Source organism: Ramlibacter pallidus (assembly GCF_015070875.1).
Taxonomy (GTDB): Bacteria; Pseudomonadota; Gammaproteobacteria; order Burkholderiales; family Burkholderiaceae_C; genus Ramlibacter; species Ramlibacter pallidus.
Genome location: NZ_JADDIV010000002.1, coordinates 48,129 through 68,266, shown reverse-complemented (window position 1 = coordinate 68,266; position 20,138 = coordinate 48,129). Strand labels below are relative to the sequence as shown.

Annotated in this window: 13 protein-coding genes, 2 tRNA genes and 3 rRNA genes; 14 read left to right on the top strand and 4 right to left on the bottom strand. The window is 64.3% G+C overall.

Features of this window, described 5'->3' with window-relative positions:
* Positions 1–230 precede the first annotated feature (230 nt).
* The 5 genes from IM787_RS05180 (at position 231) to rrf (ending at position 5,479) form a co-directional block, all read left to right on the top strand.
* Positions 231–1,761 (top strand): 16S ribosomal RNA (locus tag IM787_RS05180).
* A 93-nt stretch (positions 1,762–1,854) separates the two neighbouring features.
* Positions 1,855–1,931: transfer RNA gene (locus IM787_RS05175), tRNA-Ile, on the top strand.
* A 21-nt stretch (positions 1,932–1,952) separates the two neighbouring features.
* Positions 1,953–2,028: transfer RNA gene (locus IM787_RS05170), tRNA-Ala, on the top strand.
* Between the two features lie 325 nt (positions 2,029–2,353).
* Positions 2,354–5,231, top strand: a 23S ribosomal RNA gene (locus IM787_RS05165).
* Between the two features lie 135 nt (positions 5,232–5,366).
* A 5S ribosomal RNA gene (gene rrf / locus IM787_RS05160) occupies positions 5,367–5,479 on the top strand.
* Together the 16S, 23S and 5S rRNA genes with 2 tRNA genes alongside form the textbook arrangement of a ribosomal RNA operon.
* Before the next feature lie 58 nt (positions 5,480–5,537).
* On the opposite strand, the gene IM787_RS05155 is transcribed toward rrf, so the two are convergent.
* The 3 genes from IM787_RS05155 to IM787_RS05145 are packed head-to-tail and all read right to left on the bottom strand — an operon-like array spanning position 5,538 to position 8,947.
* Complete coding sequence (locus IM787_RS05155; RefSeq protein WP_193675592.1) at positions 5,538–6,467, bottom strand: MBL fold metallo-hydrolase; 930 nt, start codon at positions 6,465–6,467, stop codon at positions 5,538–5,540.
* Between the two features lie 8 nt (positions 6,468–6,475).
* Positions 6,476–8,164: an AMP-binding protein gene (locus IM787_RS05150; protein ID WP_193675591.1), complete on the bottom strand. Its 1,689-nt coding sequence runs from the start codon at positions 8,162–8,164 to the stop codon at positions 6,476–6,478.
* A gap of 48 nt (positions 8,165–8,212) precedes the next feature.
* A complete protein-coding gene (locus IM787_RS05145; protein ID WP_193675590.1) occupies positions 8,213–8,947 on the bottom strand; it encodes an FFLEELY motif protein in 735 nt (244 codons plus the stop codon).
* A 62-nt stretch (positions 8,948–9,009) separates the two neighbouring features.
* Between IM787_RS05145 and IM787_RS05140 the strand changes: the two genes are divergently transcribed.
* The 3 genes from IM787_RS05140 (at position 9,010) to IM787_RS05130 (ending at position 11,387) form a co-directional block, all read left to right on the top strand.
* Entirely contained in the window at positions 9,010–9,927 is a 918-nt protein-coding gene (locus IM787_RS05140) for an esterase/lipase family protein (protein WP_193675589.1), read from the top strand.
* Positions 9,928–10,012: 85 nt separating this feature from the next.
* Positions 10,013–10,660, top strand: a complete 648-nt coding sequence (locus IM787_RS05135) for a helix-turn-helix transcriptional regulator (RefSeq protein WP_193675588.1) — start codon at positions 10,013–10,015, stop codon at positions 10,658–10,660.
* A 67-nt stretch (positions 10,661–10,727) separates the two neighbouring features.
* The gene (locus tag IM787_RS05130) at positions 10,728–11,387 is read left to right on the top strand and encodes a Crp/Fnr family transcriptional regulator (protein WP_193675587.1); all 660 of its coding nucleotides are present in this window, start codon (positions 10,728–10,730) and stop codon (positions 11,385–11,387) included.
* A gap of 14 nt (positions 11,388–11,401) precedes the next feature.
* On the opposite strand, the gene IM787_RS05125 is transcribed toward IM787_RS05130, so the two are convergent.
* Positions 11,402–13,153 (bottom strand): adenylate/guanylate cyclase domain-containing protein, encoded by a 1,752-nt coding sequence (locus tag IM787_RS05125; protein ID WP_193675586.1) that lies wholly within the window; start codon positions 13,151–13,153, stop codon positions 11,402–11,404.
* Between the two features lie 157 nt (positions 13,154–13,310).
* On the opposite strand from IM787_RS05125, the gene IM787_RS05120 reads away from it, so the two are divergent.
* The 6 genes from IM787_RS05120 (at position 13,311) to gmhB (ending at position 20,124) form a co-directional block, all read left to right on the top strand.
* Positions 13,311–13,958 carry a GNAT family N-acetyltransferase gene (locus IM787_RS05120; RefSeq protein ID WP_193676329.1) on the top strand — a complete coding sequence of 216 codons (648 nt, stop codon included), beginning with the start codon at positions 13,311–13,313 and terminating at the stop codon, positions 13,956–13,958.
* Positions 13,959–14,028: 70 nt separating this feature from the next.
* Entirely contained in the window at positions 14,029–14,910 is an 882-nt protein-coding gene (locus IM787_RS05115) for a CorC family transporter (protein ID WP_193675585.1), read from the top strand.
* A 5-nt stretch (positions 14,911–14,915) separates the two neighbouring features.
* Complete coding sequence (gene lnt / locus IM787_RS05110) at positions 14,916–16,445, top strand: apolipoprotein N-acyltransferase (RefSeq protein ID WP_193676328.1); 1,530 nt, start codon at positions 14,916–14,918, stop codon at positions 16,443–16,445.
* A gap of 65 nt (positions 16,446–16,510) precedes the next feature.
* The gene (glyQ, locus tag IM787_RS05105) at positions 16,511–17,416 is read left to right on the top strand and encodes a glycine--tRNA ligase subunit alpha (RefSeq protein ID WP_193675584.1); all 906 of its coding nucleotides are present in this window, start codon (positions 16,511–16,513) and stop codon (positions 17,414–17,416) included.
* Positions 17,416–19,521 carry a glycine--tRNA ligase subunit beta gene (gene glyS / locus IM787_RS05100; protein WP_193675583.1) on the top strand — a complete coding sequence of 702 codons (2,106 nt, stop codon included), beginning with the start codon at positions 17,416–17,418 and terminating at the stop codon, positions 19,519–19,521. The genes glyQ and glyS overlap by 1 nt, the downstream gene beginning before the upstream one ends.
* A gap of 12 nt (positions 19,522–19,533) precedes the next feature.
* Positions 19,534–20,124 carry a D-glycero-beta-D-manno-heptose 1,7-bisphosphate 7-phosphatase gene (gene gmhB / locus IM787_RS05095; protein WP_193675582.1) on the top strand — a complete coding sequence of 197 codons (591 nt, stop codon included), beginning with the start codon at positions 19,534–19,536 and terminating at the stop codon, positions 20,122–20,124.
* Positions 20,125–20,138: the final 14 nt, after the last annotated feature.

Sequence of the window (20,138 nt, the reverse complement as noted above, 5' to 3'; positions counted from 1 at the left end):
GACGGGTCTCTACAGAGTCTGTCATAATCGAGGGCTTCGCTGATCGCAGCGGGGTTGGCAAGACAAGAGGGTGAAAGCCTGAAGATCTTGCGGTGATCGTTAACAACATACAGCCGATAAGCGTGGGCGTTTGATGGCGAACTGCCAAGTTCTTCGGAACAAATCAAACGCTCATATGAAGAAAAGAAGTGAAGTTCACTTCGATTCCTATTGAGCAAATTTTCAAGATCGAACTATAGAGTTTGATCCTGGCTCAGATTGAACGCTGGCGGAATGCTTTACACATGCAAGTCGAACGGCAGCACGGGGGCAACCCTGGTGGCGAGTGGCGAACGGGTGAGTAATACATCGGAACGTGCCCAGTCGTGGGGGATAACTACGCGAAAGCGTAGCTAATACCGCATACGAACTCTGGTTGAAAGCGGGGGATCGCAAGACCTCGCGCGATTGGAGCGGCCGATGGCAGATTAGGTAGTTGGTGGGGTAAAGGCCTACCAAGCCGACGATCTGTAGCTGGTCTGAGAGGACGACCAGCCACACTGGGACTGAGACACGGCCCAGACTCCTACGGGAGGCAGCAGTGGGGAATTTTGGACAATGGGCGCAAGCCTGATCCAGCCATTCCGCGTGCAGGATGAAGGCCCTCGGGTTGTAAACTGCTTTTGTACGGAACGAAAAGCGCTGAGTTAATACCTCGGCGTCATGACGGTACCGTAAGAATAAGCACCGGCTAACTACGTGCCAGCAGCCGCGGTAATACGTAGGGTGCAAGCGTTAATCGGAATTACTGGGCGTAAAGCGTGCGCAGGCGGTGATGTAAGACAGGTGTGAAATCCCCGGGCTTAACCTGGGAACTGCATTTGTGACTGCATCGCTGGAGTGCGGCAGAGGGGGATGGAATTCCGCGTGTAGCAGTGAAATGCGTAGATATGCGGAGGAACACCGATGGCGAAGGCAATCCCCTGGGCCTGCACTGACGCTCATGCACGAAAGCGTGGGGAGCAAACAGGATTAGATACCCTGGTAGTCCACGCCCTAAACGATGTCAACTGGTTGTTGGGTCTTCACTGACTCAGTAACGAAGCTAACGCGTGAAGTTGACCGCCTGGGGAGTACGGCCGCAAGGTTGAAACTCAAAGGAATTGACGGGGACCCGCACAAGCGGTGGATGATGTGGTTTAATTCGATGCAACGCGAAAAACCTTACCTACCCTTGACATGTCTGGAATCTCGCAGAGATGTGAGAGTGCCCGAAAGGGAGCCAGAACACAGGTGCTGCATGGCTGTCGTCAGCTCGTGTCGTGAGATGTTGGGTTAAGTCCCGCAACGAGCGCAACCCTTGTCATTAGTTGCTACGAAAGGGCACTCTAATGAGACTGCCGGTGACAAACCGGAGGAAGGTGGGGATGACGTCAAGTCCTCATGGCCCTTATGGGTAGGGCTACACACGTCATACAATGGCTGGTACAGAGGGTTGCCAACCCGCGAGGGGGAGCTAATCCCATAAAACCAGTCGTAGTCCGGATCGTAGTCTGCAACTCGACTGCGTGAAGTCGGAATCGCTAGTAATCGCGGATCAGCATGTCGCGGTGAATACGTTCCCGGGTCTTGTACACACCGCCCGTCACACCATGGGAGCGGGTTCTGCCAGAAGTAGTTAGCCTAACCGCAAGGAGGGCGATTACCACGGCAGGGTTCGTGACTGGGGTGAAGTCGTAACAAGGTAGCCGTATCGGAAGGTGCGGCTGGATCACCTCCTTTCTGGAAACACAGCAGTTTCAAGTCGAACGCTCACACTTATCGGTTGTTGGAAGATGTCGCCAGCGACGTCATTGCTCGTCAAGCGACCGGCCTGGGTCTGTAGCTCAGTTGGTTAGAGCACCGTCTTGATAAGGCGGGGGTCGTTGGTTCGAGACCAACCAGACCCACCATCTCCACGCGGTTCCAATCCTGGGGGATTAGCTCAGCTGGGAGAGCACCTGCTTTGCAAGCAGGGGGTCGTCGGTTCGATCCCGTCATCCTCCACCAAACACCATCGGTACCTCGCAGGTTTGCGGGGATCCACTCAACACCAAAGCGGCTTGGCTGCAAGCCAGGCTGCTTTGTTGTTGACTCGGGCATCTGCTCGAATCAATCGGCTGTTCTTTAACAATTCATAGAGTCGAAATCAGCGTTGTTAGCGGAAACTGCTTCATGGCAGACCGTGCCGCTAACGACAATTTTTTTGATTGCGTCAACCAGACTTCAATTTCGAGTCAAATCGAAAGTATGAAGACGGCATAACGCGCGAGGTGAGAGACCTCGCGATTCCTTGATTGACTTGGAAATCTCGTGAGAGATGTCAAAGTTATAGGGTCAAGTGAATAAGAGCATGTGGTGGATGCCTTGGCGATTACAGGCGACGAAGGACGTGATAGCCTGCGATAAGCTTCGGGGAGCTGGCAAATAAGCTTTGATCCGGAGATTTCCGAATGGGGAAACCCACCCTTAGGGGTATCGCATGATGAATACATAGTCATGCGAGGCGAACCGGGTGAACTGAAACATCTCAGTAGCTCGAGGAAAAGACATCAACCGAGATTCCGAAAGTAGTGGCGAGCGAAATCGGAAGAGCCTGCTAGTGATAGCGCAGAACTTAGCGGAAGAACCTGGAAAGGTGCGCTACAGAGGGTGATAGCCCCGTACGCGAAAAGATCTGTGTGGTACTAAGCTAGCGAAAAGTAGGGCGGGACACGAGAAATCCTGTCTGAAGATGGGGGGACCATCCTCCAAGGCTAAATACTCGTAATCGACCGATAGTGAACTAGTACCGTGAGGGAAAGGCGAAAAGAACCCCGGGAGGGGAGTGAAATAGATCCTGAAACCGCATGCTTACAAAAAGTAGGAGCCCGCAAGGGTGACTGCGTACCTTTTGTATAATGGGTCAGCGACTTACATTCAGTGGCAAGGTTAACCGAATAGGGTAGCCGCAGGGAAACCGAGTCCGAACAGGGCGTCCAGTCGCTGGGTGTAGACCCGAAACCAAGTGATCTATCCATGGCCAGGATGAAGGTGCCGTAACAGGTACTGGAGGTCCGAACCGACTAGTGTTGCAAAACTAGCGGATGAGCTGTGGATAGGGGTGAAAGGCTAAACAAACTTGGAAATAGCTGGTTCTCTCCGAAAACTATTTAGGTAGTGCCTCAAGTATTACCATCGGGGGTAGAGCACTGTTTTGGCTAGGGGGTCATGGCGACTTACCAAACCAAGGCAAACTCCGAATACCGATGAGTACAGCTTGGGAGACAGAGCACCGGGTGCTAACGTCCGGACTCAAGAGGGAAACAACCCAGACCGCCAGCTAAGGTCCCTAAAATTGGCTAAGTGGGAAACGAAGTGGGAAGGCTAAAACAGTCAGGATGTTGGCTTAGAAGCAGCCATCATTTAAAGAAAGCGTAATAGCTCACTGATCGAGTCGTCCTGCGCGGAAGATGTAACGGGGCTAAGCCAGTTACCGAAGCTGCGGATTTGCACGCAAGTGCAAGTGGTAGGAGAGCGTTCTGTAAGCCTGTGAAGGTGTCTCGAGAGGGATGCTGGAGGTATCAGAAGTGCGAATGCTGACATGAGTAGCGTTAAAGCGGGTGAAAAGCCCGCTCGCCGTAAGCGCAAGGTTTTCTACGCAACGTTCATCGGCGTAGAGTGAGTCGGCCCCTAAGGCGAGGCAGAGATGCGTAGCTGATGGGAAACAGGTCAATATTCCTGTACCGATTGCAAGTGCGATGTGGGGACGGAGAAGGTTAACTCAGCCGGGTGTTGGATGTCCCGGTTCAAGCCTGTAGTCGTGCTTGGTAGGTAAATCCGCCGGGCTTAGATGAGAGGTGACAACGAGGAGGCTTGCCTCCGAAGTGAGTGATACCCTGCTTCCAGGAAAAGCCACTAAGCTTCAGCTTGCAACGACCGTACCGCAAACCGACACTGGTGCGCGAGATGAGTATTCTCAGGCGCTTGAGAGAACTCGGGAGAAGGAACTCGGCAAATTGACACCGTAACTTCGGAAGAAGGTGTGCCCTTAGTAGGTGAAGTCCCTCGCGGATGGAGCCCAATGGGGTTGCAAAAAATCGGTGGCTGCGACTGTTTAATAAAAACACAGCACTCTGCAAACACGAAAGTGGACGTATAGGGTGTGACGCCTGCCCGGTGCTGGAAGATTAAGTGATGGGGTGCAAGCTCTTGATCGAAGTCCCAGTAAACGGCGGCCGTAACTATAACGGTCCTAAGGTAGCGAAATTCCTTGTCGGGTAAGTTCCGACCTGCACGAATGGCGTAACGATGGCCACACTGTCTCCTCCCGAGACTCAGCGAAGTTGAAATGTTTGTGATGATGCAATCTCCCCGCGGAAAGACGGAAAGACCCCATGAACCTTTACTGTAGCTTTGTATTGGACTTTGAACGGATCTGTGTAGGATAGGTGGGAGGCTTTGAAGCCGGGTCGCTAGATCTGGTGGAGCCAACGTTGAAATACCACCCTGGTGCGTTTGAGGTTCTAACCTAGGCCCGTTATCCGGGCCGGGGACAGTGCATGGTAGGCAGTTTGACTGGGGCGGTCTCCTCCCAAAGCGTAACGGAGGAGTTCGAAGGTACGCTAGTTACGGTCGGACATCGTGACGATAGTGCAATGGCATAAGCGTGCTTAACTGCGAGACTGACAAGTCGAGCAGATGCGAAAGCAGGACATAGTGATCCGGTGGTTCTGTATGGAAGGGCCATCGCTCAACGGATAAAAGGTACTCTGGGGATAACAGGCTGATACCGCCCAAGAGTTCATATCGACGGCGGTGTTTGGCACCTCGATGTCGGCTCATCTCATCCTGGGGCTGTAGCCGGTCCCAAGGGTATGGCTGTTCGCCATTTAAAGAGGTACGTGAGCTGGGTTTAAAACGTCGTGAGACAGTTTGGTCCCTATCTTCCGTGGGCGCTGCAGATTTGAGGAAGCCTGCTCCTAGTACGAGAGGACCGGAGTGGACGCACCTCTGGTGTACCTGTTGTCACGCCAGTGGCATTGCAGGGTAGCTAAGTGCGGAAGAGATAACCGCTGAAAGCATCTAAGCGGGAAACTCGTTTCAAGATGAGATCTGCCGGGGCCTCGAGCCCCCTGAAGAGTCGTTCTAGACCAGGACGTTGATAGGCTGGGTGTGGAAGACGTGCAAGCGTTTAAGCTAACCAGTACTAATTGCTCGTGCGGCTTGACCCTATAACTTTGATCAACCGATCAAGGTGTTATGCCAGGGTTGAACGCAATCAAGATAAGCGCAGCCGAAAGGCCGCCAGCTGATAAGACTCTATGAATTGGTCTTGCTGCCTCACCGCAGCAGGGCAAAAAGTTATGCCTGATGACCATAGCGAGGTGGTCCCACTCCTTCCCATCCCGAACAGGACAGTGAAACGCTTCTGCGCCGATGATAGTGCGGGTTCCCGTGTGAAAGTAGGACATCGTCAGGCTGTTATAGCGACAAAGGCCCAGCAGAAATGCTGGGCCTTTTGTTTTGGGCGAAGCCTTTCAGCAATTCGCCAGTTGATCGCCTTGCTTGGACGCTGCGCCGCTGCGCACCAGATCGTCCACTAGCCCTGAGATCCAAGGTTGCAGTTCGACGTGGGCGAACCAGCGGTCATGAACCATTCGGAAGTACGGCGTCGCCTCGATCCAGTGGAAAAAGGACGCGCGCGACGACTGCTGCAGTTCCAGCAGCTTGAATTTCATCAGGACCTTGGCCGCGTGGGCAGCATGGCGGTCGGGGCAGGCTTGGTAGGCATCAAGCCGACTGCGCGCACGCGAAAGGGCGCCGTCGACATCGCCAAACACTTTCCCGTGGCCCGGAATGACGGTCGAGGGCCGGAGGCGTTCGATCATGTCCAGTGTCGCCCCGACGGCTTCGAAGGCTCGCTCACCTTCCAGTTCCTGGAAGACGACGCCGAATCCGTTCTCCCACAGAGCATCGGCGGAGATCAAGGTCCGGCTTTCAGCATGGAAGAGCACGACCGAGTGCGCGTCGTGGCCCGGCGCGGCGTGCACCTGCCAGTCGAGGCCGGCCAAGTTCACCGATGCGCCGGGCTGCAGCACACCATCCGCGCGGAACCTGGGACAGTGCTGCCCTGTCGGCTCGTATGTCAGTTCGGCAGGATCCCATTGATGCACGGCCTGTGCTTGCCCGGGCGGGATCAGCGTGCGGGAGCGTCGATGAGCCGCCTGCAAGGCCGCGTTTCCGCCGCAGTGGTCGCTGTGCAAGTGCGTGTTGGCGATTGCGGCCAGCGGGCGTCCCTGCGCGGCTTGCGCAACCAGGGCGACGGTTTGATCCGAGTGCGTCCAGTACCCCGTGTCGACAACCGCAATCTCTTCGCCGCTGGTGACAAGGACCATGTTCGACGACAGCCAGCCGCGCTCCAGCACGGTGACGCCTGCGGGGAGCGTGAGCGACAGCGGAGTGGTCATCGCTCCGCCTAGCGTGCCGCCCGCAGCTCGCGCCTCAGGATCTTGCCCACGTTGGACTTCGGCAGTTCGTCCCTGAACTCGATGTACTTGGGCATCTTGTATCCGGTGAGGTTCTGCCGGCAGTGCGACGCCACGGCTTCTTCGGTCAGCGTCGGATCGCTCTTCACCACGAAAACCTTGATCGCCTCCCCCTGCTTTTCGTCGGCCACGCCGATGGCGGCGCATTCCACCACTCCAGGACACAAGGAGATTACGTTCTCCAGCTCATTGGGGAACACGTTGAACCCGCTCACCAGGATCATGTCCTTCTTCCGGTCCACGATCCGCGTGTAGCCACGCTCGTCCATCATGCCCACGTCGCCCGTGCGGAGGTAGCCGTCGGCGGTGAACGCCTTCGCGTTCTCCTCGGGTTGCCGGTAGTACCCGGGCGTCACGTTCGGGCCCCGGATGCAGATCTCGCCGGATTGGCCGATGGGAAGGGAGCGCCCGTCATCGTCCTTGATGGCGATGTCGATACTGGGAAGCGGCAGCCCGATCGTCCCGGAGAACTCGCGGGAGTTCAACGGGTTGTTGGTCCCGATCGCGCACGTCTCGCTCATGCCCCAGCCTTCGACCATGACGGATCCCGTCGCCTGGCGCCACTGGCGAGCGGTCCCCTCGGAGGCGGCCATGCCACCCGCCTGGGACACGCACAACTGAGAGAAGTCGACGCTGCGGAACTGGGGATGCTGCAGGAGCGCGTTGAAAAGCGTGTTCACGGCCGGCAGCATGTGGAAGGGGCGCTTCTTCAGGACCTCCACGAACTTGCCGATGTCGCGCGGGTTGGGGATCAGCGTCATGTGCGCACCCCATCGGATCGCGAGGAGGCACAGCGTCAGCGCGAAGATGTGGTACAGCGGCAGCGCCGCGATCCCGTTGGTGCGGCTGACGTCTCCGATGCGGGCGAGGGCCGGCGTGAACCAGGCTTCCGCCTGCAGGATCGCCGCGACGATGTTCCTGTGCGTCAACACGGCGCCCTTCGACAGGCCCGTGGTGCCTCCCGTGTACTGCAGGAAAGCCACCGAGTCGAGCGTTTGCGGCACCGACGCCAGGTTCCGGCGCGAGCCCTCGGAAATGGCCGCGGGCAGCGTTGTGACGGTCCGGCCGCCCGCCAGCGGAAGCCGGAAAGGCGGGACCATCTTCGCCAGGTGGCGCACTGCGAACGTGATCCACCGGCCGTAGACGGCGCCCAGCAAGTCACCAAGTCCGGTCACCACGACGTGCTGCACCCCTGTCTGCTCGATCACCTGTTCCAGGGTGTGGCAGAAGTTCTCCAGGATCACGATCGCCTCGGCGCCGGAGTCCTTCAGCTGGTGCTCCAGTTCACGGGCCGTGTACAGCGGATTGACGTTCACACAGGTATAGCCGGCCCGCAGCACGGCCGCCATCGCCACAGCGAACTGCGGAACGTTCGGCAGCATGATCGCCACCCGCGCGCCGGGCGCCAGGCCGCGGCCCTGCAGCCACGCGCCGAGCGCGCGTGACAGCTCGTCGAGTTCGCGGTACGTCATCCACCGCTCCATGCACACCGAGAACGGCCGGCTCGCATGCTTGCGGAACGCCTCTTCCAGCAATTGCGTCAGCGACGCGTACTGGCCGGGGTCGATCTCGTGCGGCACCCCTTCCGGGTAGCTCTTGAGCCAGTGCTTCGGGTCCATTCGGTTCGCTCCTTCGCAAGCGATTGTGCGAAGGGGCCCTGCACGCCGCTAGCGGGCTTGTCCTAGGGTGTTGCGAAGCGCCGTCTCGCAAGCGACAGCATCCTCGTCGAAAAGGAGGTGCATCAGCCGACTCTCCCGTTCCCGGATCGTGGACAGGAACTCCTCCGCCGTGCCGCGAACCTTCGTCATGGAGGCGAACGTATCGAAGCCCGACTCCAGGAAGCGCTGCAAGGATGTGAGGCCGGCCGCGGAAGCCGGTCCGCGCATCATGCGCAACATCATGCGCAAGCCGGGAAGTCGGGTGAGCCGCGTCATCTCCGCGCCGATGGCGATCACGGTGTCCAACTGCCGCTGCCGATCCTCGCGGCGGCCGACGTTCTTCCACGCCCGCACGTAACCGACCACGTCGTCCAGGGATTGCAGGCGCCTGTCGCGCGCCATGGAATGGTCGAGGGATTCGGTCAGCGCATGAAGCTGCGCCAAGCCTGCGGCCGTCTCGGCCACGTCCCTCGGGAAGAGCTTCTCCACGGCGCCGGCGATCCGCGCGAACTGCGCGTCGCGGTCGCGGAAGTCCCGGTCGCCGTACAGCTCCTCCAGGAAGAAGCGAGCTGCAGCGCCGGAGGATCGGGATGCGAGAAGATCGGCGTAGGTGCCCGCAAACCGCCGCGCCTGGAAGCGCTTGAGCAGCGTCACCCCCGCGCCGATGTCCGGCAGTTCCCGACTCTCCTCGCGCAGCCGCTCCACGTCGGCGACGGCTTGGCGTATGGTCTGGGCAGTGTTCATCCAGCCACCAGTCTAGCCAGCCCGCAGGCGTCGCGTGCAGGACATTGGAGGATACTTCCCGCATGCCGGGCTCCTCGCGTCTCGCTCGACTGCTGCAGCTGTCCTGCGCCTTTCAGCTCCTCGCCGCGCTTGCCTGGCTCACCTGGCGCTGGCCGGCGTCGCCCTGGCAGGCCGTGCTCGGCGCGCTCCTCGTGCCGATGGTTCCCCCCATCGTGATCGGCGTGGAGTTGCTGCTGGTGCGTCACGTCGCCCGAAGCGACCGGGCTGCTCCCGTCCCCTCGATCCGGCAGCTCCTGCGTGCGTGGCGCGGTGAGACGGTCCAGTGGTTCCGGGTCTTCTGGTGGCGCCAGCCGCTGCGGTGGCGGGAGGTCGACGACCATGTCGACACGCCCGGCGCGAAGACGCCCGTCGTGTTCGTGCACGGCTTCATGTGCAACCGCGGCTTCTGGTCGCCCTGGATGCGGAGGCTGCGCCAGCTGGGCCACCCGTACGTGGCCGTGAACCTCGAGCCGGTCTTCACGTCGATCGACGACTACGCTCCCATCATCGATGCGGCCGTGCATCGGATCACCACCGCGACGGGGCGACGCCCCGTGCTGGTCTGCCACAGCATGGGCGGCCTGGCGGCCAGGGCGTGGTGGCGCACGGTGCGGGATCCCGCGCGGGTGGCGCATCTGGTCACCATCGGATCGCCGCATGGAGGCACCTGGCTGGCGCGTTTCAGCACACGAGCGAACGGGCTGCAGATGCGCCTGCAGAACGAGTGGCTGGCGGGACTCGAGGCGAGCCATGCGGAGATCGCCTTGCCACCTGTCACCTGCTGGTACACCAACTGCGACAACGTCGTGTTCCCGCCGTCCACCGCCATGTTGCCATCGGCGGACAACCGGTTTGTCCCGGGGCAGCCGCACGTGGGACTCGCGTTTCACCCGGAAGTCATCGAACGAACGATCGCGCTGCTTTCCTCGCTGTCAAGGTGATTCCGTCACTGGAACGGCCGCCGTAATTGGCTACCCGGTTCGGCGGCGCCTTCCTAAGCTGTGCCGTCTTACGAGGGGCAGAAGAATGGATGCAGCCTTGCAATCGGGTGCCGGCATCGTGGCACGCGGCTTTTTCGACGCCACGGCGACAGGCCTGTCGATGGTGATGGACGAACTGGCGTACGGCGTGGTGCTCGCCTCGCCCCAGGGCGGGATGCTGCACGCGAACCTGGCCGCGCGCCATGAACTCGCGCGGCGCAAGGTTCTCGCCCTGCAGGACGGGCACGTCCAAACGGTGGATGCCACGCAGGCGCGCCTGCTGGTGCATGCGCTCGCCAAGGCCGAGACGGGGCGCCGAAGCCTTGTCGCCTTGCGCTCCAACGGCTTGCGGGTCAGCGTGGCGGTGGTGCCGCTTCGCAGGGACGGCTGCGAGCATGCACGCGTGGTGGCACTCGTTCTCTCGCGGGTGTCGGTCTGCGATGCCGTGATGCTCTGCTTCTTTGCCCGCACCCACGGGCTGACCCCGTCCGAGGAGCAGGTGCTCGCGATCCTTTGCCAGGGCTACTCCGCACCGGAAGCCGCGCAGCAGCTGAAGGTCGCGGTCTCGACCGTCCGCAGCCATGTCCGCAGCCTCTGCGCCAAGACGCACACCAACGGCGTGCGGGCCCTGGTGGGGCAAGTGGCCGTATTGCCGCCCATCGGCGCGTCGCACCCGCAGGATCCGCTGCACTAGCCCGTCTCCAACGTTTGGGCGCGCCTGTGCGCCATGCTAAAGTTTTCAAAAAAGGGGGGTGGACGCCATGAACGTGTCCCGCAACATCGTCGAACAGGACAAGCTGGTCGCCCGGCTCGAGCCCGCGCTCGCCCGGCTGGCCGCCCGCGGCATCCTGCGCAGCTACCGCAAGAACTCCATCATCCTGAACGAGGGTGAGCCTGGCGATTCACTCTTCATCCTGCTGCAGGGCGAGGTGAAGGTGTACGCGACCGACGAGAACGGGCGCGAGATCACCTACGGCACCATCGTGGCGGGCGACTACTTCGGGGAGATGTCGCTCGATGGAGGGCCGCGCTCGGCATCCATCATGGCCTTGGAGAATTGCCTCTGCGCACTGGTATCCCGCGCGGCAGTGCAGCAGCACCTGGCGGAGGAACCCGCCTTCGCCCTGTCCCTCGTGACGCAGGTGATCCGCCGGGCCCGTTCGGCCACCGAAACGGCGCGGCAGATGGCGTTGCTGGACGTCTATGGCCGCGTGATCCACACCTTGGAGGGGCAGCAAGGCCCCGCCAGCACCCAGGCACCGATCGAACTCACGCAGATCACGCACCAGCAGATCGCCAGCCGTGTCGGCGCCTCGCGCGAGATGGTGAGCCGGCTGCTGAAGGATCTCGAGAAGGGCGGGTACGTGGAGCTCGGGATCAAGCGGATCACGCTGAAGAAGAAGCTGCCGGCGCGCTGGTAGCCGGCTTCCCGCGCTCAGCGCGGCGTGCCTGCGGACAGCAGTGCGTCGGCGAAGCGCCGGGCCAACTCGTCGCCAAGCGCCGTCGCCTCCAGGAAGCTGCGCACGCCGAAGGCCGGCTGCCGCTTCAGCAACTGCTGCTGGCTTCCGCGCGCTTCCCCCAGCCGCTCGCTTTCCACCTGCGCGACGATTAGCGTGTGCCAAGCCGGCAGGTAGCGCGGATTGCGGTCCAGCGACTGCTGCGCCAGCCGCGCCGCCTCGACCGCATCGTGGTCCGCCAACGCGGCCAGCGCCGCGATCGCGTCGTACATGTAGCGCAGGGGTTCCAGTGCGAGGGACGCGGCGGCACGGGCCGCCAGCGCTCGCGCCGTGCGGGGGCAACCCTGCATCGCCTGCAGTTCCGCGCGGAACAGCAGGGCCAGGGAATGGTCCCCGCGCAGGCTGAGGGCCTGCGCATAGCGGTCCGCGGCGCATTGGAGGTTGCGCGCACCGTGCAAGCTCGCATGTCCATCCAGCGCCAGCACCAGCGCGGACTCGGGATCGCATCGCACCCCCGCGGCACCATGCGCACGGGCCAGGGCCTGGTCGTGGCCGCGCACGCCCGCTCCCGCCTGCTGCACCCGAAGCACGTGCAGGTGGGCGAGCCACGCGTGGGCCATGGCATGGCGGCGCCAGCGGTCCGTCAGGTGCTCGAGCATGCCGCGGGAGTGGTCCATGTCCACGGGCGACAACCGGTGCATCAATCCGAGCGCGGCGAGCAGGAGCGTCGGCTCCTGCAAGGCAGGCAGCGGCCGGCCACGGGAAAGCTCAACCTCGTGGTGGATCACGGCAGCGTGCACGGCCAGTTCGACGCCCGCCAGCAACCGCGCATCCACGGTCCCATGGCGGACGTGCTCTCCCTCGAAGGTGTGGGCCCAGATCACATGGCCGTTCTGCGTGTCTGCCACCTCGACGTACAAGCGCAGCGCGGAGCCATGCAGCCGCGCGCGGCCGGTCAGGACGTAGCGTGCGCCCGATTGCGCCAGGCCCGGTGGCGCGGCCGAAATGCGCGAGATGACCTGCAGCGCGTCACTGCGCGTCAGGACCGCGACCAGCTCGTCGGCCAAGGTGTCCGCACCCAGGGCGTCGGAGAGTTCGCCCCCCGTCGCGAGTGGCAGCACCGCCACGGTCGCGCGCAACGCGTGCGTGTCCAGCGTCTGCGCGGGGATCACCGGTGCCCTGCCCGCGTGGCCCACCCGGAAGGCATGGATCGGCTGTTTCACGTGCTTGACGTGGCACCCGCCCAGGTCCTGAACTGAAACGGAGAGGGCCGGCGCCGGTCCGAGACGCTGTCGCAGGGCCGCCGAAATGACGATCTCGCCAGGGCCCGCCAGGGAGGCGATCCGTGCCGCGAGGTTCACGTCCGTGCCGTAGATGTCGTGCTTGTCCGCCACGTAATCCGCAAGGTGCGCGCCCACGCGCAGGTGCGCCTGTTGCGAGGGCGGCAGCTCCGCATTGCTTTCGTCGAACCAAGCTTGCATGGCCAGTGCGGCGCGGACGAAGCCCTCGGGATGCGAGAACTGGAGCATCAGGCCGTCGCCCAGGCTCTTGTGCACCCGGCCGGATTCACGCGCCACCAGCGTCTCTGCGAAGTCGACGAAGCGCTGCCAGCGCATGATGAATTCGCGCTCCGCGCGTTCCATGAGGCGAACGGACTCCACCACGTCGGCCACGGCGATGATCTTGGTGGCACGGGTGAACCTCGACGCGTCCAGGCCGGTCAGCGACATGTCGTCTTCTTTGAAAAACTCCCCTCGTCCGTTTGTAGCACGCTGTTTCGTTTCGGCGCACCCCGAAACATCGTGAAGGACGTCCGCTCCTCGCGCATTTAGAGGAGTACGACCTTGGCGAATACGGGAAAACCCTTAAAGTCTCGTCATGGCTGAAATGCAACTGCCCCGCGCCTCCCGGATCGTCCCGATCCGGTCGCTCGGTGCCGGCCATCGGGGCCGGATCGCGACCCACCTGCTGGCCCTGGAACCGCAGGACCGCTACCTGCGCTTCGGCTACGCCGCCAACGACGAGCAGATCCGCCGGTACGTCGACCGCCTCGATTTCGAGCGCGACGACATCTTCGGCATCTTCAATCGCCGCCTGGAGCTGATCGCGGTCGCCCACCTGGCCTTCCTGCCCCATCAGCCCGGCGACACGCCTGGCGCGGAGTTCGGCGTGTCCGTGCTGGCGAAGGCGCGGGGCCGGGGCTACGGGGCGCGGCTGTTCGATCGCGCCGTGGTCCATGCGCGCAACGAGGGCGTCGAGCTGATGTTCATCCACGCCCTTTCGGAGAACACGGCCATGATCCGCATCGCGCGCAATGCCGGGGCCACGCTGGAGCGGGACGGCACCGAAACCGAGGCGTACCTGCGCCTGCCGCCGGCCACGCTCGACAGCCGCGTCAGCGAGATGGTGGACGAGCAGGTGGCGCAGGCGGACTACCGGCTGAAGGTCCAGGCGAAGAACTTCCTCGACTTCCTCGCCGGCGTGCAGGAGATCCGCCGCGGCGCCAGCGAGGCGCGCGGCAAGGGCGGGCGCTGAGCCAAGGCTGAGCCATTGGTGCCGGGCGATCCGGTATCCTATGGGCTCCCCTACTACCGCCTCAAAGGCCGTGTCAGACCCCCACCCTGCGCGCGCAGCGCATGACAAGCAGGACAAGCGCACGTTCCTGCAGAAGGTTGCCGAGTTCATCCATCCGGGGCCGGACTCGAAAGCGGAGCTGATCGAGACGCTGGCCGATGCCGAGGACAACGACGTCATCGGCCCCGAATCCCGCGTGATGCTCGAAGGCGTCATCCGCATGGCCGAGCTCACTGCCGGCGACGTGATGGTCGCGGCGCCGCGCATGGACCTGGTGAACATCGATGCCCCGTACGAGGACATCCTCCACCTCGTGATCAACACGGCGCACTCGCGCTTCCCGGTGTACGAGGGCGACCGCGAGAACATCATCGGCATCCTGATGGCGAAGGACTTGCTGAAGCTGCAGCGGGCGCCGGAACTGAACCTGCGCGCGCTGCTGCGGCCGGCCGTGTTCGTGCCGGAAAGCAAGGGCCTCAACGATCTCCTGCGTGAATTCCGCGGCAACCGCAACCACCTCGCCATCGTCATCGACGAGTTCGGCCGCGTCGCCGGGCTGATCACCATCGAGGACGTGCTCGAGCAGATCGTCGGGGAGATCGAGGACGAGTTCGACATCGCCGCCGACGAAGGCGACATCTTCGGCCTGGCGGACCGCACCTACCGCGTGAGCGGCGACACCTCCATCGAGCGCGTGAGCGAAGCCTTCGGCGTCGACCTGGCCGGGGCGGCCGAGGACGTGGAGGCGTTCGACACCATCGGCGGGCTGATCGCGCATCACATGGGGCACGTGCCTAAGCGCGGCGAAGTGGCCACGCTGGCCGGCCTCAGCTTCGTGGTGCTGCACACCAAGGGTGGTGCCGTGCGCTGGTTCAAGGTCTCGCCCGCGGACGCCGCCGGCACCGCATCTTGACGCGGTTGCGCGCCGGCCTGGCGCCGCTGGCGGCGGCCGCCGCGGGCCTCCTGCAAGCCCTTTCGCTGGCCTGGCCGGCCGGTGGCCAACCCTTGTGGTGGCTGCAGCTGCTGTCGCTCGCCGGCCTCGCCGGCCTGCTGCAGCGCGCCGCCAGCTGGAAGGGCGCGGCTTTGCTGGGCTGGATCTTTGCGACTGCGTGGCTGACGGGCACCTTCTGGTGGCTCTTCATCTCCATGCACGTGTACGGCGGCCTCGCATCGCCCCTGGCGGCCGCCGCCGTCGTGCTGCTGGCGGCCTTCCTCTCCCTCTACTACGCGGCCGCGGCCGGCCTGTACGCGCGCGCCCGGGCCGGCCGCACCTGGTTGGAAGGGGTACTGTTCGCCGCCTTGTGGCTGGGCGCCGAGCTGCTGCGCGGCACGCTCTTCACCGGCTTTCCCTGGGGGGCGGGCGGTTACGCCCACGTCGACGGCCCGCTGGCGCCGCTGGTGCCGTGGATCGGCGTGTACGGCGTCGGTGCCGCCGCGGCCTGGCTCGCCTACCTGCTGTCGCTCCTCGCGCTGGGGACGGTGCGGGCCTCCTGGCGTTACTGGGTGGCGGTGGCCGCCAGCGCCGGACTGCTCGCCGCGTGCAACGTGCAGCGGCCCTCCGCGGCGGACGGAGCGGGCGGTCCCGTGCTGAAGGTGGCATTGCTGCAGGGGAACATCCCGCAGGACGAGAAGTTCCAGGGCGGCACCGGCATCCCCGTCGCGCTGGAGTGGTACGGTCAGCGCCTGCGCGACAGCGGCGCCCAGCTGGTGGTGGCACCGGAGACCGCCATCCCCTTGCTTCCGCAGCAACTGCCCGAGGGCTACGAACAGGCGCTCCGCGCGACGTTCGCGCAGGGCCAGCGCGCCGCTCTGGTAGGCATGCCCCTGGGCAGCTTCGAGGAGGGCTACACCAACTCCGCCCTCGGCTTCGGCCCCGGGCGCGCCTATCGCTACGACAAGCACCATCTCGTGCCCTTCGGCGAATTCATCCCGCCGCTGTTCAAGTGGTTCACGCGGATGATGAACATCCCGCTGGGCGACTTCAACCGCGGAGGGGTCGGCCAGCCCTCCTTCGAGTGGCAGGGCCAGCGGCTCGCGCCGAACATCTGCTACGAGGACCTGTTCGGCGAGGAGCTCGGCGCCCGCTTTGCGGACCCGGCCCGGGCACCGACGATCTTCGTGAACCTCAGCAACATCGCCTGGTTCGGCGACACGGTGGCCATCGACCAGCATCTCCAGATCAGCCGCATGCGCGCGCTTGAATTCGCCAGGCCGATGATCCGCGCCACCAACACCGGGGCCACGGCCATCATCGACCGCCACGGGCGGGTCACGCACGCCCTGCAGCGCCACACCCGCGGCGTGCTGGTGGGGGAGGTGCAGGGCGGCGAGGGCATGACGCCGTTCGCCCGCTGGGTGTCGCGGTTCGGCCTCGGGCCGCTGTGGCTGGCCGCCCTGGCCGCGGCCGCCGCGGCGCTGGTTGCCGGCCGGCGCGGCCCGCGGCCCTAAAATGGAAGGTTCCGCGGCCCACCGGGCCGCGCCGAAACGGGGCCGCCCGTGAGGCCCCGCTCCCTATGCTCACATTCCAGCAACTCATTCTGAAGCTGCAATCCTACTGGGACGCGCAGGGCTGCGCGCTGCTGCAGCCCTATGACATGGAGGTCGGGGCGGGCACGTCGCACACCGCGACCTTCCTGCGCGCGATCGGCCCGGAGCCCTGGAAGGCCGCCTACGTGCAACCGAGCCGCCGGCCCAAGGATGGCCGTTATGGCCAGAACCCGAACCGCCTGCAGCACTACTACCAGTACCAGGTGGTACTCAAGCCGGCTCCTGCGAACATCCTGGAGCTGTACCTCGGCTCGCTGGAAGCGCTGGGCTTCGACCTGAAGAAGAACGACATCCGCTTCGTCGAGGACGACTGGGAGAACCCGACGCTCGGCGCCTGGGGCCTGGGCTGGGAAGTCTGGCTCAATGGCATGGAAGTCACGCAGTTCACCTATTTCCAGCAGGTGGGCGGCATCGACTGCAAGCCGATCACCGGCGAGATCACCTACGGCCTGGAGCGGCTGGCCATGTACCTGCAGGGCGTGGACAACGTCTACGACCTGGCCTGGACCGACGGCCTGAAGTACCGCGACGTCTACCACCAGAACGAGGTGGAGCAGTCGACGTACAACTTCGAGCACAGCGATGCCGAGTTCCTGTTCACGGCCTTCAGCGCCCACGAGAAGCAGGCGAAGTACCTCATGGAGCAGCAGCTGGCGCTGCCCGCCTACGAACAGGTGCTCAAGGCGGCGCACACGTTCAACCTGCTCGACGCGCGCGGCGCGATCAGCGTGACGGAGCGCGCGGCGTACATCGGCCGCATCCGCAACCTGGCGCGCGCCGTGGCGCAGGCCTATTACGAAAGCCGTGAACGCCTCGGCTTCCCCATGGCTCCCCGCGAATGGGTGGCCGACATGCAGAAGAAGGCGGCGTGATGGCGATGCAGAACCTGCTGGTCGAACTCTTCGTCGAGGAACTGCCGCCCAAGGCGCTGAAGAAGCTGGGCGAGTCGTTCGCGAACGTCCTGCTGGAGCAGCTGAAGGCGCAGGGCCTGGCCTCCACGGAGTCCAGGCTCACGGCCTTCGCGTCGCCGCGCCGGCTGGCCGCGCACATCACGGCGGTCGCGCCGCAGGCGGCCGACAGGTCGGTGTCGCAGAAGCTGATGCCCGTCAGCGTCGGCCTCGATGCGGCGGGCAACGCGACCCCGGCGCTGCTGAAGAAGCTGCAAGCGCTGGGGGCCGACGCCTCCGCGGTGCCCGGCCTCAAGCGCGCGATGGACGGCAAGGCGGAAGCGCTCTTTCACGACAGCACCGTCAAGGGCGTGACGCTGGCGGAGGGTCTGCAGAAGGCATTGCACGACAGCCTGGCCAGGCTGCCCATCCCCAAGGTCATGACCTACCAGCTCGCGGACGGCTGGACGGACGTGAAGTTCGTGCGCCCCGCGCATGCGCTGGTCGCGCTGCACGGCGCAAACGTCGTCGCGATCGAGGCCCTGGGCCTGCGGTCCGGCCGGGCCACGCAAGGCCATCGCTTCGAAGCGGCCTCGCCGACGGTGACCATCCAGAACGCGGACAGCTACGCGCAAGACCTGCTGGAGCAGGGCGCGGTGGTCGCCGGCTTCGCCGAGCGCCGGGCCGAAATCGTCCGGCAGCTGCAGGAAGCGGCCGCACGCGCCGGCGGTGGCGCGCGTCCCATCGAGGACGAGGCGCTGCTCGACGAAGTGACCGCGCTGGTGGAACGCCCGAACGTGCTCACGTGCACGTTCGAGCCCGAGTTCCTCGAAGTGCCGCAGGAATGCCTGATCCTCACGATGAAGGCCAACCAGAAGTACTTCCCGCTGCTGGACGCGCAAGGCAAGCTCACGAACCGCTTCCTGGTCGTCAGCAACATCCGTCCGCAGGATGCGAGCGCCGTGGTCGGCGGCAACGAACGCGTGGTGCGACCGCGGCTGGCGGATGCCAAGTTCTTCTTCGACCAGGACCGCAAGAAGACGCTGGAATCGCGCGTCGCCGGTCTTTCGAAGGTCGTGTACCACAACAAGCTCGGCACGCAGGGCGAGCGCATCGAACGCGTCCGCGCCATCGCCAAGGTGATCGGCGCGCAGCTGGGTGACGATCACCTGGCGCACGAGGCCGACATCGCCGCGCGCCTGGCCAAGGCCGACCTGCTGACCGACATGGTCGGCGAGTTCCCGGAGCTGCAAGGCATCATGGGCGCCTACTACGCGCGGCACGACCAGCTGGGCGACGAGATCGCCACGGCCATCGAGGACCACTACCGCCCGCGTTTCGCCGGCGATGCCCTGCCGCGCAACCAGGTCGGCCTGGTCGTGGCGCTGGCCGACAAGCTCGAGACGCTGGCCGGCCTGTTCGCGATCGGCCAGCTGCCCACGGGCGACAAGGACCCGTTCGCGCTGCGCCGCCACGCCCTGGGCATCGTCCGCATGCTGATGGAGAAGGACCTGGACCTGGCCATCGGTGAGCTGGTGATCGAAGCCCTCGGCCTGTTCCCGCAGGCGCAGCCCGGCACCGCGGAGCAGCTCACGGACTTCATCTACGAACGCCTCGCCGGCATGCTGCGCGAGCAGGGCTACAGCGCGCAGGAAGTGGATGCGGTGCTGGCCCTGCGTCCGCAGCGGCTGGGCGACGTCGCCAAGCGGCTGGCGGCGGTGCGCGCGTTCGCGGCGCTGCCCGAAGCGCCTGCGCTGGCCGCCGCCAACAAGCGCATCGGCAACATCCTGAAGAAGGCCGACCGCGCCGACCCGCACGTGAGCGAACCGCTGCTGAAGGAAGACGCGGAAAAGGCGCTCTACGCCGCCACGCGGAAGATCGCGCCGGAAGCCCGCAGCCAGTTCGAAGCCGGTGACTACACGGGTTCGCTCCAGACGCTGGCGGCCCTGCGCGGCCCGGTGGACGCCTTCTTCGACGACGTCATGGTGAACGCCGACGAAGCGGATCTGCGCCTGAACCGGCTGGGCCTGCTCGCCACGCTGCACCAGGCCATGAACCGCGTGGCGGACCTCTCGCGCCTGGCGCAGTAAGGGAGCCTTCCGATGAAACTCGTCATCCTCGACCGCGACGGCACGATCAACGTCGACAGCGACGAGTTCATCAAGACGCCCGAGGAATGGCAGCCGCTGCCCGGGTCGCTGGAGGCGATCGCGCGCATGAACCACGCCGGCTGGCACGTGGCGGTGGCGAGCAACCAGTCCGGCCTCGGCCGCGGGCTCTTCGACGTCGCGACGCTCAATGCCATTCACGCCAAGATGCACAAGATGCTGGCGGCCATCGGCGGCCGGGTGGACGCGGTGTTCTATTGCCCGCACACACCGGACGACCAGTGCCAGTGCCGCAAGCCGCTGCCCGGCCTGTTCGAGCAGATCGGCGAGCGCTTCGGCGTGGACCTGCGCACCACACCCGTCGTGGGCGACACCGCGCGCGACCTGGTCGCGGGCGCGGCCGTCGGGTGCCAGCCGCACCTGGTGCTGACCGGCAAGGCCGAATCCCTGCGTCCCACCCTGCCGGCACTGCAGGGCACGCCGGTGCTGCCCGGGGGCTACCCCGAAGGCACGCGCGTGCACAAGGACCTGGCGGCTTTCGCCGACTGGCTGATCACCCGCAGCCCGGCGCCGCGTCCCGCCTGAGCGATACTCCGCGC

Coding starts and splice junctions, on each gene's coding strand:
- IM787_RS05125 (WP_193675586.1), bottom strand. CDS start 13,153: ATGTCGCTGACCGGCCTGGACGCGTCGAGGTTCACCCGTGCCACCAAG.
- IM787_RS05150 (WP_193675591.1), bottom strand. CDS start 8,164: ATGGACCCGAAGCACTGGCTCAAGAGCTACCCGGAAGGGGTGCCGCAC.
- glyS (WP_193675583.1), top strand. CDS start 17,416: ATGGCGATGCAGAACCTGCTGGTCGAACTCTTCGTCGAGGAACTGCCG.
- IM787_RS05155 (WP_193675592.1), bottom strand. CDS start 6,467: ATGACCACTCCGCTGTCGCTCACGCTCCCCGCAGGCGTCACCGTGCTG.
- glyQ (WP_193675584.1), top strand. CDS start 16,511: ATGCTCACATTCCAGCAACTCATTCTGAAGCTGCAATCCTACTGGGAC.
- IM787_RS05145 (WP_193675590.1), bottom strand. CDS start 8,947: ATGAACACTGCCCAGACCATACGCCAAGCCGTCGCCGACGTGGAGCGG.
- gmhB (WP_193675582.1), top strand. CDS start 19,534: ATGAAACTCGTCATCCTCGACCGCGACGGCACGATCAACGTCGACAGC.
- IM787_RS05135 (WP_193675588.1), top strand. CDS start 10,013: ATGGATGCAGCCTTGCAATCGGGTGCCGGCATCGTGGCACGCGGCTTT.
- IM787_RS05130 (WP_193675587.1), top strand. CDS start 10,728: ATGAACGTGTCCCGCAACATCGTCGAACAGGACAAGCTGGTCGCCCGG.
- IM787_RS05120 (WP_193676329.1), top strand. CDS start 13,311: ATGCAACTGCCCCGCGCCTCCCGGATCGTCCCGATCCGGTCGCTCGGT.
- IM787_RS05140 (WP_193675589.1), top strand. CDS start 9,010: ATGCCGGGCTCCTCGCGTCTCGCTCGACTGCTGCAGCTGTCCTGCGCC.